The 14,210-nt window shown below is 67.9% G+C and carries 13 protein-coding genes; 9 read left to right on the forward strand and 4 right to left on the reverse strand.

Annotated elements, in window-relative coordinates:
• Positions 1–230 precede the first annotated feature (230 nt).
• Complete coding sequence (locus HMH01_RS06435) at positions 231–563, reverse strand: hypothetical protein (RefSeq protein ID WP_171323526.1); 333 nt, start codon at positions 561–563, stop codon at positions 231–233.
• Between the two features lie 394 nt (positions 564–957).
• Here HMH01_RS06435 and HMH01_RS06440 point away from each other — a divergent pair, with 394 nt between their 5' ends.
• The 9 genes from HMH01_RS06440 to HMH01_RS06480 all read left to right on the forward strand — a co-directional run bounded on the left by HMH01_RS06440 (position 958) and on the right by HMH01_RS06480 (position 10,599).
• Positions 958–1,329, forward strand: a complete 372-nt coding sequence (locus HMH01_RS06440) for an STAS domain-containing protein (RefSeq protein WP_171323528.1) — start codon at positions 958–960, stop codon at positions 1,327–1,329.
• Positions 1,326–1,694: a response regulator gene (locus HMH01_RS06445; protein ID WP_171323530.1), complete on the forward strand. Its 369-nt coding sequence runs from the start codon at positions 1,326–1,328 to the stop codon at positions 1,692–1,694. Before HMH01_RS06440 ends, HMH01_RS06445 begins: the two co-directional genes overlap by 4 nt.
• Complete coding sequence (locus tag HMH01_RS06450; RefSeq protein WP_171323532.1) at positions 1,691–3,679, forward strand: chemotaxis protein CheA; 1,989 nt, start codon at positions 1,691–1,693, stop codon at positions 3,677–3,679. The genes HMH01_RS06445 and HMH01_RS06450 overlap by 4 nt, the downstream gene beginning before the upstream one ends.
• Positions 3,676–4,182 (forward strand): chemotaxis protein CheW, encoded by a 507-nt coding sequence (locus HMH01_RS06455; RefSeq protein ID WP_216366768.1) that lies wholly within the window; start codon positions 3,676–3,678, stop codon positions 4,180–4,182. The genes HMH01_RS06450 and HMH01_RS06455 overlap by 4 nt, the downstream gene beginning before the upstream one ends.
• 1 nt (position 4,183) lies before the next feature.
• On the forward strand, positions 4,184–6,283 hold the full coding sequence (locus HMH01_RS06460; protein WP_171323534.1) for a HAMP domain-containing methyl-accepting chemotaxis protein: 2,100 nt from the start codon (positions 4,184–4,186) through the stop codon (positions 6,281–6,283).
• Positions 6,284–6,295: 12 nt separating this feature from the next.
• Positions 6,296–6,757: a chemotaxis protein CheW gene (locus HMH01_RS06465; protein ID WP_171323536.1), complete on the forward strand. Its 462-nt coding sequence runs from the start codon at positions 6,296–6,298 to the stop codon at positions 6,755–6,757.
• A gap of 104 nt (positions 6,758–6,861) precedes the next feature.
• The gene (locus HMH01_RS06470) at positions 6,862–7,755 is read left to right on the forward strand and encodes a CheR family methyltransferase (RefSeq protein ID WP_343035159.1); all 894 of its coding nucleotides are present in this window, start codon (positions 6,862–6,864) and stop codon (positions 7,753–7,755) included.
• 49 nt (positions 7,756–7,804) lie between these two features.
• The gene (locus tag HMH01_RS06475) at positions 7,805–8,899 is read left to right on the forward strand and encodes a protein-glutamate methylesterase/protein-glutamine glutaminase (protein ID WP_171323538.1); all 1,095 of its coding nucleotides are present in this window, start codon (positions 7,805–7,807) and stop codon (positions 8,897–8,899) included.
• Positions 8,896–10,599 carry a methyl-accepting chemotaxis protein gene (locus HMH01_RS06480; RefSeq protein WP_171323540.1) on the forward strand — a complete coding sequence of 568 codons (1,704 nt, stop codon included), beginning with the start codon at positions 8,896–8,898 and terminating at the stop codon, positions 10,597–10,599. Before HMH01_RS06475 ends, HMH01_RS06480 begins: the two co-directional genes overlap by 4 nt.
• 384 nt (positions 10,600–10,983) lie before the next feature.
• Here the strand turns inward: HMH01_RS06480 and HMH01_RS06485 are convergent, their stop codons facing one another.
• From HMH01_RS06485 to HMH01_RS06495, 3 genes are read right to left on the reverse strand one after another with little or no spacing between them, the layout of a single operon-like run.
• Complete coding sequence (locus HMH01_RS06485) at positions 10,984–11,871, reverse strand: F0F1 ATP synthase subunit gamma (RefSeq protein ID WP_171323542.1); 888 nt, start codon at positions 11,869–11,871, stop codon at positions 10,984–10,986.
• Positions 11,858–13,405, reverse strand: coding sequence for an alternate F1F0 ATPase, F1 subunit alpha (locus HMH01_RS06490; protein ID WP_171323544.1), 1,548 nt, complete (start codon positions 13,403–13,405; stop codon positions 11,858–11,860). Before HMH01_RS06490 ends, HMH01_RS06485 begins: the two co-directional genes overlap by 14 nt.
• The gene (locus HMH01_RS06495; RefSeq protein WP_171323546.1) at positions 13,405–14,208 is read right to left on the reverse strand and encodes a F0F1 ATP synthase subunit B family protein; all 804 of its coding nucleotides are present in this window, start codon (positions 14,206–14,208) and stop codon (positions 13,405–13,407) included. The genes HMH01_RS06490 and HMH01_RS06495 overlap by 1 nt, the downstream gene beginning before the upstream one ends.
• Positions 14,209–14,210: the final 2 nt, after the last annotated feature.

Consider the following 14,210-nt stretch of genomic DNA (forward strand, 5'->3'; position numbering starts at 1 on the left):
AAGGCGCAGTCGTGCTTGAAAGATGGCCAAGCTGCCGGCTGCCGTTTCGCGCTACGGCCTGAGCAGTGGTGACACAGCCTTGGCCGGTCGGACCAGACGCAGATTGGGGGCCGATGCGCCTGCGGCGGCGTTCACCCGATCCTGGGCCGGCCCGTCGCTGCGGCTTTCGGCAACGACCGGGATGCGGACAGACCGGCCCCGGACAACGGCCACGGCAGGAATGGACCCGGCTAGACGGTACAGTGCAGCGCAGCTTCAAGCCCGATGAATATGGCGGTCGCACTCGACAGTGCGACCGCAAGAAGGGGCCTGAGGTAAGGGTGCCAATCCGTTTCCCTGAACGATTTCACCGCCAGGATCATCGCCCAAACCAGAACGACGGCAATGATCGCCGAATTGGCCATTGTTCCGAAAACGCCCCCTATGCAGGCGCCATCCGAAAGAACGTCCTGGCCGGAGGAATAGACGGCGAAAACAGCGATCGCGTTTTGCAGAGCACCCACGCCAAGGGCAACTATCCAGCGCATCGGCCACTCGGTGGGTCTTGTCGGTTCATCCTTCACGGCGATGTTCCCCAACTGGCGATCTGCCGCTGGCACGCAACAAGACTGATCTTGCGTATTCCGAAAATCCTAGATGCCCGATGCGGCCACGTCCAGCGTAGTGAATGGCCATTTGCTGCGGGACGTAACGACGTCCGCTCCGACCGGGTGGCGCCAGCACCGCGTGGGCTGAAAGCCGGCACCCTGCGGCCATCCATACGCCGTGCAGGCAAGAAGGCTGCGAACCTAGGCGCGGATCCCTCGCACTCTCGCTGGCCGCGACCGAACAGGATGGCCCGCGCCATGCGCCATGCAAGACTTTGCTAAAATTGGAGGAGTTCCGGGCAAGGCTGCTAACTCGTTCTCAACATCTGGCATGAAATACAGCCCGCATACCCATTGCGCGGAGTGAACCATGCCCGACAAACACGCTGCGAAGCACGCTTCCCACTCTCCGGGAGGCTCACGCCAGGCTGTTACCGTGACTTTTGCCGAGGAGCAGACGGTGAAGTCGGCCGACGCTGCGCGCGCAGAGCTTCTGGCCGCGATCGGGGGCGATGGTCAGGTCAGGGTGGATCTGACCGATGCGACCGCGGCCGACACCGGGTTCCTGCAGGTCTTGATCGCGGCATGCCGTGCCGCCTGTCTTCGCGGTCGCCCATTGACGGTCGTGGGGATCGAAGGCGGCCCGGTCCCGGCGCTCATGGTCGGTCTCGGCCTGATCGCGTCTGAACAGCAGGCGCCCCGGTATTTCGAGGACTTGGCGACAGCGGAGAGAGCCGCATGAGCAAGGCCATCCTCTCGATCGACGACTCGCCTTCGATCCGCCAGATGATCACGCTGACACTGTCGGGGGCGGGGTATCGCGTCGACACCGCCTGCGACGGCGCAGAGGGGTACCACAAGGCCGTGGCAGGGCCCTACAGTGCGATCATCACCGACCAGAACATGCCGAACATGACCGGGATCGAGTTCATCCGGAAGTTCCGGGCACATCCCTCCAGTCGTGGCGTTCCGATCATTTTCCTGTCCACCGAATCCGACCCGGCCTCGAAGCAGGCCGCCAAGGAGGCCGGCGCGATCGGCTGGATCGTGAAACCCTTCAATCAGGACCAGTTGATCGCCGCGGTCAGGAAGGTGGCAGGCGCATGACACAGCCCGATCCCAAGGACATCTTTCGCCACGAGGCGGCCGAGGTGCTGGAAAACCTCGAGGTTTCCCTGCTCGATCTCGGCGACGCGCTCGATGACATGGAACTGGTCAACAGCGTGTTCCGCGCCCTGCATACGCTGAAGGGCTCCGGCGCGATGTTCGGCTTCACGGAAGTGGCGGATTTCGTCCACGAGTTCGAGACTGCCTTCGACAGGGTCCGCAGCAACGAGGTCGCGCCGACCCGGGCGCTGGTGCGCGTGGCGCTGGCCGCAAAGGACCATATCGCCAGGCTGATCGCCGAGCCGGAGATCCATGGCGACCATGGCGAGCCGTTGCTCGAACGTCTGCGCCAGACGGTGGGCGCGCCGGGTGCGGCGGCAGAGCCCATTGTGGACGCCGGGGCCGCAGACGCCGGATGGCGGGTGCGCTTCAGGCTGGCCGAGGACGCCCTCGTTCTTGGCGCGAACCCGGTCTTGATGCTGGACGAACTGCGGGCGCTCGGTCCCTGCGACGTGCGGGTCTCGCTTGCGGGGCTGCCCGCGCTGGAAGCGCTCGACCCCGCCATATGCCATCTTGCGTGGGACGTCGCGGTTCGGGCGGATTGCGAGCGCGGCGCGATCGAGGACGTGTTCATGTTCGTGCGCGACGGCATGGAGCTGGAGATCGCGCCGCTTGCCCCCCCCGAGGCTTCGGCGACCATCGGCGATGGCCCCGCACCGGAGATGATGGCGACCGGCCTTCCCCCGACGGACATCCCGCCCGAACGGCGGGAGCGTACCGGCACCGCGGCGGCGGGCGGCGGCTCGCTTCGGGTGCCCGCCGAGCGGCTGGACGAGTTGCTCGACCGGGTCGGCGAACTGGTGATCGCGCAGGCGCGCCTGTCGCAGATCGCCGGGCAGAGCGACGACGCTGCGCTCAAGAACGTTTCGGAAGAGATCGAGCGCCTCGCGACCGGTCTGCGCGACACCACGATGGGCATCCGCATGGTTCCCATCGGTTCGCTGTTCGGCCGGTTCCGGCGGCTGGTGCACGACCTCAAGGGGCAATTGGGCAAGGAGATGGAGTTCGTCACCTTCGGCGAGGAAACCGAACTCGACAAGACTGTGGTCGAGAAGCTGGCCGACCCGCTGGTGCATGTCATCCGCAACGCCATAGATCACGGCATCGAGACGCCGGAGCGCCGCAGCGCCGCCGGCAAGCCGCCCGTGGGCAGGATCCGCCTGTCGGCCGAGCACCAGGGCGCGGAAGTCGCCATCAGCCTCGTCGATGACGGCGCCGGGCTGAACACCGCCCGGATCCGGGCCAAGGCCGAGGAGGCCGGTCTGATCGCCCCCGGCTCGGTCCTGTCCGACAGCGAGATCCATCAGTTCATCTTTCATCCGGGCTTTTCGACCGCGCAGGAAATCAGTGCGCTGTCGGGCCGGGGCGTCGGGATGGACGTGGTCAAGCGCACCATGGAAGAGTTGCGCGGGCGCATCGAGGTGACATCGACCCCGGGCGCGGGCAGCCGTGTGACGCTGCGCCTGCCGCTTACGCTGGCCATCATCGACGGCATGCTGGTCCGGGTCGGGGGCAACCGCTATGCGATCCCCCTCTCGGCGGTCGAGGAATGCGTCGAGCTTCCGGCCGAGGTTGCGGGCGGCGGCAAGGGGCGCAATTTCCTGAACGTCCGCGATGCGCTGGTGCCGTTCCTGCGCCTGCGCGAGCTGTTCAGGACCAGCGCGCCGCCCGAGTTGCACCAGAAGTTGGTGATCGTCTCCACCGGCGAGCAGCGGGTGGGCCTCGTGGTCGACCAGATCCTCGGCAACACCCAGACGGTGATCAAGTCGCTTTCGCGGTTGCACAGCGGCATCGAGGAGTTCTCCGGCGCCACGATCATGGCCGACGGGTCGGTCGCGCTGATCCTCGACGTGGCCAACCTGGTGCGCAGCGGCCAGCGGCTGGATAGCCGCCTGCGCGAACAGCAGGACGGGAGGGCGGCATGAGCGGACCCCGCAACACCGCCGGCGCGTCGTCGATCATGAGCGCGCTGACGCTGGAACTGGGCGGCGAGATCTTTGCCATCGAGGCCAGCCGCGTCCGCGAGGTGCTTGATTGCGTGACGGTGACCGAGGTGCCGAACGCGCCGCCCTTCGTGGGCGGGCTCCTCAACGTGCGCGGCCGGGTGGTGCCACTCGCGGACCTGCGGGTGAAGTTCGCCATGAAGCAGACCCCACCCGACGAGAACACGCGCATCGTGGTGCTCGAGATCGACCTCGACGGCGCGCCGATGATCGTGGGCGTTGTGGCCGACCGGGTGCACAAGGTCGCCGACATCGATCTCTCCGACATGGAGGAGGCGCCCAGGGTCGGCATGCGCTGGCGGCCGGAATTCCTGCGTGGCGTCGCCCGGCACGAAGGACAATTCATCATCGTTCCCGACCTCGAACGGATCGTTTCGGAAACCCCATCGCAGGACGCCGCCCAGGCTCTCAAACAACTGGTGTGACATGACACTCAAACTGAAACTTGCCGCAATTTTCGCCCTGATCATCACCCTCGCCGGCGTCGGCGTGGGGATAGGCATCATGAACATGGGCACGCTCAAGTCCGACTTCGACGAGGTCGTGGAACGCAACGTCGCGCGGATCCAGATCATCGACGAGATCGTCGCCGACACCCTGCGCATCGCGCGCGACGAAAGGGCGCTGATTATCGCCCCCGATACCGAAAGCATGGACGAATTCGCAGCCGAGATGGATCGTCGTGCCGCACAGATCGACGAGGGGCTGGCAAGGCTGTATGAACTGAGCGGCCCCGAGGCGCAGGTCCAGATCGAACAGTTCGGCGCGGAATGGCAGGAATATCTGGCCGCCAACGCCGAGGCGCGCGAAGCCTCCCGGCTGCAATCGACGCTGAATGGACGCAGGCTCGTCCAGAATGAAGGCCACGACGCCATGGAAGTGGCGCTTGCCACCCTGGACGGCATGGAAGAGCGCCTGCTCACGACCGGCGGTACGGTCGGGGCGCCCGACAGCGATACGATGCGGCAATACGCCGTCCTCGCCGGGATCGAGGCGCTGATGCAGCGCGTGCGCATCAACGTGCTCAACGCCCTCGCATCGACGGACAATCCCGAGGCGGTGGAGCGCTATGTGGCCGAGACCGAGGAGCGTGTCGCGGCGTTGACGACTGCCCTCGATGAGGCCGAACGTCTGTTGCCCAACAGCTACCAGGGCGATCTCGCCCTTCTCGTCCGGCAGATCGACCCGTGGCTGGAAGTGATGCGCATGGCCAACGAGCGGGCCGTGGAGAACGGCGATCTGAGGGCTGCGCAGATCAGCTTCGGGCCGGCGACGGACGCCCGCCGCAAGGCCGATGAACGGCTCAACGACCTCATGGCGCGGATCAACGGCCAGATGGACGAGGCGACCGCAAGCGTCGCAAGCGTCTATGCGTCAAGCCGTCAACTGCTGACCGGTCTGCTGGTCGTGATGATCCTCGTCTCCATCGCGATGGCGATCTGGATCGTACGGGACATCAACCGGGGTCTTTCCAGCGCGCTCGATCTTGTCCGGGCGCTTGCGAAGGGCGACCTGACCGCCAGGTCAGCCGTCAATTCGCGGGACGAGATCGGCGAGGTCGTCAACGCGCTCAACGACATGGTCGCGCAGATCAAGATCGCCGTGACGGACGTCAACGATGCGTCGCGCAATGTGGCCAGCGGCAGCACCGAGATGTCGGCGACCGCCGAACAGCTGAGCCAGGGCGCTGTCGAACAGGCGTCCTCGACCGAGGAGACCTCGGCTTCGGTCGAGGAGATGGCGGCCAACATCAAGCAGAATGCCGACAACACCAACCAGGCCGAGACGATCGCCCGCAAGGTCGCCGTAGACGCCGAGGAAAGCGGCAAGTCCGTGGCCGAGGCGGTCAACGCGATGGAGACCATCGCCGCGAAAATCATGATCGTCCAGGAGATCGCGCGGCAGACCGATCTCCTGGCGCTCAATGCCGCGGTCGAGGCGGCGCGGGCGGGCGAACACGGGCGCGGTTTCGCGGTCGTGGCGTCGGAAGTGCGCAAGCTTGCCGAGCGTTCGCAGGATGCCGCGTCGGAAATCTCGGGCCTGTCCGGCGCGACGGTCAAGTCGGCGCAATCGGCGGGCGAGCGTCTGCAGGCGCTTGTCCCCGAGATCCAGCGCACCGCCGACCTGGTGTCCGAGATGTCGGCGGCGAACAACGAACTCAACGCGGGCGCCAGCCAGATCAGCGACGCCATCCAGCAGCTCGACACGGTGACGCAGCAGAACGCCTCGGCGGCCGAGCAGATGTCGTCGTCGGCGGCCAAGCTTTCGGCTCAGGCCGACCGGCTGATGCGGAGCATGAGCTTCTTCAGGCTCGATGAGGTCCGGGACGCCGGCGCGATGGACAGGTCAGCGCAGCCGCAGGCCCGCAGGACGACGTCCGCGGACAGCGCCCGTGCATCGACGCCCCGTTCGAAACCGGCCGCAACGATGAGACCCACGTCCCCCGCCGACCTGGGCTTCGCCTTCGACATGGAAGCGCGCGAGGACGAACTGGACGCCGCGTTCCGCCGGGCGGCGAACGGTTAGGGCGTGGGCCGCATGGCACAGATCAGCCAGTATGTGACCCTGAGCATCGCGGGCGAAGTGCTCGCGCTGCCCGTCGACCGGGTCCGCGAGATCCTCTCGCCCCAGCCGATTGCGCGCCTCCCCGGAGCCCCGTCGCGCTTTCTCGGCATGATCGAAGTGCGCGATCGGGGCGTGCCCGTGCTCGATCTGCGCCTGACGCTCGGTCTGGCGCCCGCAGAGATGGACGAGAACACCCGCATCGTGGTCGTCAACGCGACCATCGGCGACGGGGACGCGCCGGTCGGCCTGATGGTCGACCGCGTCTTCGAGGTGACGGCGCTGGACGGCGACGCGCTGGAACCGCCTCCCGAGGCGGCAGTGGGGTGGCGCGCCGAGATGATCGTCGGCCTCGGTCGGCGCAACGGCCGCTTCGTGACGGTTCTCGACTTCGACCGCCTGTTCGGGACCGGGGAACTCGGCCTGTTCGCGGCCTGACGCGGATGCTGTTCGGCCGGGGCTCGCTGGCACCATGACAATCCGGGATCCGGCAGTGCAACCGCCGGATCGCCTGCAGAGGAAATATCCGATTGGAGAGTTGCGTGAACATCGCCGGCAGAGCGCAGCTTCAAGATGGCGCCGATACCGCCGCAACCCATGCGGGCCGTCTGAGCGACAGGGATTTCTCTCGGATCTGCACCTTCATTCACGAGCGCACAGGCATCCGCCTCACACATTCGAAACGGCTCAGGATCGAGACCGGCCTGCGCCGGCGCGCGAGCGTGCTCAGGCTCAGCGGTGCCGAGGAATACTGCCGAATGGTCTTCGACGAGGGCGGGCTCGCCGAAGAAGTCGCGCATCTGATACATCTCGCGACCACCAACAAGACCGACTTCTTCCGCGAGCGCGCGCATTTCGACTTTCTCGAGACACGCATCCTGCCCGAGATTCTCGCGACGCGGCCGGCGGGCCGCATCCATCGGCTGAAAATGTGGAGCGCTGCGGCCTCGAATGGCGCCGAGGCCTATACCGCGGCGATGGTGCTTGCCGCCGCAGCGGCCCGCGGGCCACGCTTCGACTTCGCGGTGCTGGGCACCGACATCTCGGCCGAGATGGTCGCCGACGCGACCCGGGCGGTCTATCCCGCGTCCTGGATCGAGCCGGTGCCACCCGCGCTGCGCGAGCGATACTTCATGCGGTCGCAGGCGGGCGCCAGCGAACCCCTGGTCCGCATCGTGCCGGAACTCCGCCGCCACGTCCGTTTCGCACGAATGAACCTGGTCGGGGCGAGCTATCCGGTCGATCGGGACGTGGACGTCATCCTCGTGCGCAACGTTTTGATCTATTTCGACCCGCCGACACAGAAGGCGGTGGTTCAGCGGCTTGCAGGCCACCTGCGCCCCGGCGGCCATCTGATCCTCGGTCATACCGAAGCCGCCGTCGGCTCGGCCCTGGGATTGCGTCAGTGCGCGACCGGCATCTTCCGCATCGGATGAACCGGCAGCCCATCACATCCAGGACCGAAGCATGGAAAGGGACACTCCGATGAGCGACAGGATCAAGGTCATGATCGTGGACGATTCCGCTTCGGTGCGGCGCGCGATGTCCGACATCATCGCCAGCGCGCCCGACCTGGAGGTCATGGCGGTGGCCGGCGATCCCTACAAGGCCGCGGAACTCATGCGACGCGAACTTCCCGACGTCGTCTTCCTGGATATCGAGATGCCCCGCATGGACGGGCTGACCTTCCTGCGCAAGGTCATGGCGCAGCGACCGCTTCCGGTCGTGATCTGCTCAACCCTGACGCAAGAGCGATCGGCGGCCTTCCTGCAGGCGCTCGAGGCCGGCGCGGTCGAGGTCATCGCCAAGCCCAGGGTCGCGACCGCCGAGGCGCTTGCCGAGGCCCGGACACGCATCTGCGAAATCGCGCGCGCCGCGGCGCATTCCCGCATCGGCCACCGCAGGGCCCCGCTGCCGCCGGTTGCGATCGAGGACAAGCTGACCGCCGATGCCATCCTGCCGCCCGTGTCGCGCGCACGTCCTGTGCCCGCCACCGAGCCGATCGTCGTCATCGGGGCCTCCACGGGCGGGACCGAGGCGCTGGCCAGGGTGCTGGCAGCCCTGCCGGATCGCTGCCCGGGCGTCGCGATCGTGCAGCACATGCCCGAAGGCTTCACCGCCGCGTTTGCCCGGCGTCTGGACGGCATCAGCCGGATCGCCGTGCGCGAGGCGGCGCACGGCGACCCGATCCTTCCGGGACAGGCGCTGATCGCCCCGGGAAGCAGGCACATGCTGATCGAGCGGGTCGGCGGCAAGTACCGGGCGGTGATCCGGGACGGACCGCCGGTTTCGCGCCACCGGCCCTCGGTCGACGTCCTGTTCCGTTCCGCCGCGCAGGCCGCGGGCGGCAACGCGCTTGGTGTGATCATGACCGGCATGGGTGACGACGGTGCCCACGGTCTGCTGGAGATGCGGCGTTCCGGCGCGCGCACGCTCGCGCAGGACGAGGCGACCTGCGTCGTCTTCGGCATGCCCAAGGCGGCGATCTCCCTTGGCGCGGCGGAGAAAACCGTGAACTTGACCGGCATCGCGCGCGAAGTCTCTGCCTGGCAGGGGTTATCCGGGGGCACGAGCGCATGACGGCGCTGGCACATGCCCGTGACGCGAACCTCCCGGAGCGGCTGTCCGGACTTGGCTCGCGCCTCGAGCAGCCGCGCGCGACCATCGAGAAGGATTTTCTCGAAGTGGGAGAGCGGCTCATCGCCTGCGCGCAGCTCTTTTCCGAGATGTCCTCTGCCAGCGCGGCCATCCCCGGCGCCCTGGAGGGCGAGGAGTTTCAGGACCTGACAGGGTGGCTTGGAGAGATTTCGAGGAATGCCGAAAATGTCGTCACCGCCAATCGTGGCACGACAACCTTTCTGCAAGAGATGCTGGGCCCGATCCGGGATGCCCGCATGGCGGCGTCCGCGCTGCCGCATTTCGTTCGTCTGATCCGCTCGGTTACGTCCGTGGCGATGATCGTCTCTGCCGGCTTGCGAACAAGCGATGGCGATCTGGTCGGCTTCACGGGCGAGATGAAGATCTCGGTCGAAAAGATCGGAACGGTCGTGGGCAGCTTCATTTCGATTCTGTCGCGAACGCACGACACCATGGAAGACGCGGTGGCCCTGAACGCGCCGCTGGCAGAGCGCAACACGTTCCTGTTGACGCATATCAGAACCGAACTGGCCACGGCCCTCGAAGCCATGGAAAAGCAACGAAGCTGGGGCGCGGGTCAGGCATCGTCGCATGCGGCCCGCTCGACGCGGATCGGCGCGGGCATCGGCAATGCCGTCAGCGCGCTGCAGGTCGGCGACAGCACCCGTCAGCGGATCGAACATGTCGAGCAGACGATCCGCATGATCTGCCAGTCCGGGGATCGGCAAGCAATCCTGGCGGGGGCGCTGTTGTCGGCCGATCAGCTTCACGACGCGGTCGGCACCTTCGAGGCAGAGGTCGCGACCCTGGCGGGGTCGCTGGACGATCTCCTGCAAGAGGCCGTCACCATGCTCGAGGATGTGTCGCGCGATACGCAGGCGATCCTCGCGGCCGGGGGCACCGCTTTCGCCACGCTGCGGAACGGCATCGCCCGGATCCGTCAGGCCTTCGAGGATTACGAGCGGGAAAGCGCGGCCCTTGCAGGAGTGCTCGCCGATCTCGTGGCCTGCGTCCAGCAGATGCTGGGACAGCTGGGCGACCTGGAGGGTATCGGAAAGGAGGTCGAGCTGCTCAGCATCAACGCTGCCATCCAGAGCCGCATTCTCGGTGACGAGGGGCGCGCCTTCGGAAAGGTCGCCGAAGAGATGCGCAGCCTGACGAGCGGGCTGAAGCCCGTCGTCCAGCATGTGGCCAGCCGCATGAGCCGGGCGGGCGAATGTCTTCGCGACTTCCGGCAGGACGGCGCGGGATCGGGCACCCACAGGCGCGAGCCCCTGGACGCCGCCCTGCAGCGGCTCGAAGCGCTCGCGGCCCGCATCCAGGATCGCGCGTCCTCCGTCGTCGAAACCGGGCCGCGGGCGATCGCCCTTCTTGGGGAGGCCAAGGCGCGGCTTGCGGATGGCGCGGGCCATTCCGCGCCCTGGCGCGGCACAGCCGGGGAACTGGCTGCGATGGGGGCCACCCATGAAAGTGGCATCGACGTGGTGGACCCGACCGGGGCGATCTTTTCGCGGATCTTCGAGCTATACACCATGCAGGTGGAACGCGATGTCCACTGCCGCCTGTTTCCGGCGCCCCCGGGATGGACGGCCCCGCCAGCGCCGGAGCCATCGGCGGCGTCGCTCGATGACATCTTCTTCTGACATCCGCCTGGTCACGCAGCGCGACCGGTTCACGCGGATCACCAGCGGCCGCCAGCTTCGGCCCTGCGCGGGCCGCCGGAAATGCCATCGAACGACCGGGAACCAGGGCAAACGGGGACACGACCCGGGCCGAAGAAGTGGGCTCCTGCACCCGGGGGCGCCATCATCGCCACCGCCCGTTCCTCGCGCGCGCGGCATCATTCCACGGCATCCGGTTCCGCCATCGTCGCGACTGGGACGGGGAAGCGTACACCTGATATCGCCCGACTTCCTTTCGGGCAGGATCCCGCGCCCCGGGCCCGTCCGCACCTGCCGACCCGGTGCCTGCCCGGAACTTCCGGCGATGCGCCTGTCACGTCTCGGACCGTCCGGTCCGGGTCCACCTCAGGCCCCTCGATCCGATGCGCTTGCCGCCTCGAAACCCGACACGAGGTCGAGCAGTTCGCGCGTGATCGTCTCCTGCCGCCGCTGACGGAAAAGCTGTTGCAGGTCGTCGCGCCGTTCCTCGATGTTGCGCTCGGCGGCCTGCATCGCGGCCAGCCGCGACGCGTGTTCGCTGGCCAGCGCCTCGGCCAGCGCGCGGTAGATCACCACGAACAGCCGCTGCTGCACCAGCCATGACATCAGCCGGTCGGGCTCCATGCGGAACTGCGGCAGGGACCGGCCGGGCCAGTCGGCGTCCGTCAGCTTTCGCAGATAGCTGTCGGGCAGGGGCAGCAGGTGGTGCGCCCGTGGCTGGGCCGCGGCGCGGCCTTCCCTCCGGTTGTGCACCAGCCAGACCTGGCCGATGCCCTGTGCCCGCGTCCACCGGTCGATTTCCACGATCAGCTGCTGCACAAGCCGCGCCAGCCCCTCGACCGAGCCGGGCAGGTTCAGGGCAAAGGCCAGCGGCGTGCCGGCCGCCTCCAGGCGCGCCGCGACGCGCGCGCCGACGACGCCCAGTTCCACAGGCCCGTCCACCATGCGAGAGCGGGCGAACCGCGCGATCCTGTCGTTGTAGCCCCCGCACAGCCCGCGATCCGATCCGACCACGATCAGCGCGGTCGTCCCGGCGGCCCGGTCGCTGCCCGGCGGCGGAAGGCCCGCGACCCGCCGCTGCCTCAGCACCGCCATCAGCCCCAGTTCCACCGTGCGGGCATAATTGGCCATGGCTGCCTCGGCCTGCTCGTATTGCCGGATACTGACCGAGGACAGCGCCTTCATGGTGCGCACGATGGACTGGATGTCCGCCGTGGTCTCCAGCGCGTCCGACAGGCTTTCAAGCGTCTGCATCGCCATTCTCCGCCTGCATGCCCGAGAGCGCATCGCGCATGACGCGGATCAGCGTGGCGCGGTCCGTGTCCTTCAGTTTCTCGCCCGCGGCGATCCGGTCGCAGATGTCGCTTGCCGTCCGGCGCATGGCCGCGCGGACGGTCCTTTCCGCCGCGGCCACGTCGTCCGGCGCGATCTCGTCGTAAAGGCCCTCGGTTGCCGCCAGCAGTGCCGCGATCTGCTCTGGCGCATCGATGTGGTCGTGCTCGCGCTGCTTCAGCACCTCGCGCACGCGAAGGCCGCGCGCAAGCTTGCGCCGTGTTTCCGCGTCGAGCTGGGTGCCGAAGCGGGCGAAGGTCTCGAGTTCCTCGAACTGGGCGTACATCAGCCGCAGGCTGCCTGCGACGGCGCGAAAGGCGGGAAGCTGTACCTTGCCCCCCACACGGCTGACCGATGTGCCGATATCGATGGCGGGCAGGTGCCCCTTCTCGAAGAGCGAGGGCGACAGATAGATCTGCCCGTCGGTGATCGAGATCAGGTTTGTCGGAATATAGGCCGAGATGTTCTGCGCCTGCGTCTCGACCACCGGCAGGGCGGTGAGCGAGCCGCCACCCTGTTCCTCGCGCAGTTGCGTCGCACGTTCCAGCAGGCGGGAATGGATGTAGAAGATGTCGCCCGGATAGGCCTCGCGGCCTGGCGGTCGGCGCAGGAGAAGGGACAGTTCGCGGTAGGCGCGGGCGTGGCGCGTCAGGTCGTCGTAGACGATCAGCACGTCGCGCCCCCGGGCCATGAAATGCTCGGCCATCGAGGTGGCGGCATAGGGCGCCACGAATTGCAGCCCCGGAGCATCCTCGCCGCTGGCCACGACGACGATGGTGCGTTCCATCGCGCCGCCCTTCCGCAGGCTCTGGATCACGCGCGCCACGGCCGAAGCACGCTGGCCGATGGCGCAATAGATCGACAGGACGCCCGTATCGCGCTGGTTCAGGATCGCGTCGACCGCGATGGCGGTCTTGCCGGTCTGCCGGTCGCCCAGGATCAGCTCTCGCTGGCCGCGCCCGATGGGAATGGCGGCATCGACCGCCTTGATCCCCGTCTGCAAGGGGACCTGGGCGGGGCCCCGGTGCATGATGGGCGGGGCCGGCCGCTCGATGGGCAGGCGTTCCGCCGCGTCGATGGCGCCGCCGTCGTCCAGCGGCCGGCCAAGGCCGTCCACCACCCGGCCGACCAGGCCCTGACCGACGGGCACGTCCACCACCCGACCGGTCCGACGAACCGGGTCGCCGGGGCGCAGATCGTCGGTCGCCCCCAGCACGATCACGCCGGCACGATCGGTTCCGAGGTTGGACGCGATGCCCATGACACCGCCCGCGAAGGTCAGCAACTCGTCGGCGCGCAGGTCGGTGAAGCCCTCGACCTCGGCCACGCCGTTGCCGACCGACAGGATATGTGCGATCTCCGCCATCTCGAGCGCCGGCGCGACCTGCGCCAGCGCATCCTCGAGCGGCGCGAAGATGCCGTCCTCCAGGTCGTCGAAACCGTCTTGCCGCGCCATCAACCGCTTTCCGCGCTTTCCGGCCGGCGCACCGTGCGGTGAATGCCGCCGCCTTCGATGACCTCGTCGAGCGTCGTCTCGAGCCGGCCCAGAAAGCGCGCGGCGGACCATTCCACGGTCTGCTCGCCAACGCTCAGGCGCAGGCCGAGCAGCAGGCCGTCGTCTTCGCCGTAGTCCACCCCCATGTCCGGGGCGATATGCGCGTGGATCGCGCGCGTGATCTGGCTGCGCGCGGCCGGTCTGAGCGGAACGCTGCTCTCCACCCGGACGGGGCCGTCCGCCCGCGCGGCCGCGGCCTTCAGCCTGCCGCGCGCCTCGGCGTCCAGGTTGGCCAGCCGGTCCACGAAGGTGTCCGCCACCTGGCCGGCCAGGTCGCTGCCCGCGTAGTCCCGCAGGACGCGGGCGACGATATCGACCACCTGGTGTCCGGCGCGCTGCCGCAGCCTGGCGGCGAAATCGTCCCGCGCATCCTTCAGATGCGCCTCCCAGGTCCTGCGCCGGGCCTCCATCTCCTTGCGCAGATCTTCCTCCAGCTCCCGGCGCAGGTCGCTCGCACTCTGGCGGGCCTCGCGCAGCGCCTCCTCGCGGCGGGCTTCCAGGTCCTGCCGTTGCGCGCGCAGCTTCTCGGTCTCGGCCTCGACCTCCGCGCGGGCGGCCCTTGCCTCGGAAAGCCGCGTCTCGATGCGGTGCTCGCGCCGGGCCATGGCGTCGGTGATCGGCCGGTAGAGCAGTCGTTGCAGCAGCCAGACCAGCACGAGGAAGTTGACGATCTGCGCGACGACGGTCAGCCAGTCGATCTGCATGG

The sequence above is a fragment of the Halovulum dunhuangense genome (assembly GCF_013093415.1).
Lineage (GTDB): Bacteria > Pseudomonadota > Alphaproteobacteria > Rhodobacterales > Rhodobacteraceae > Halovulum > Halovulum dunhuangense.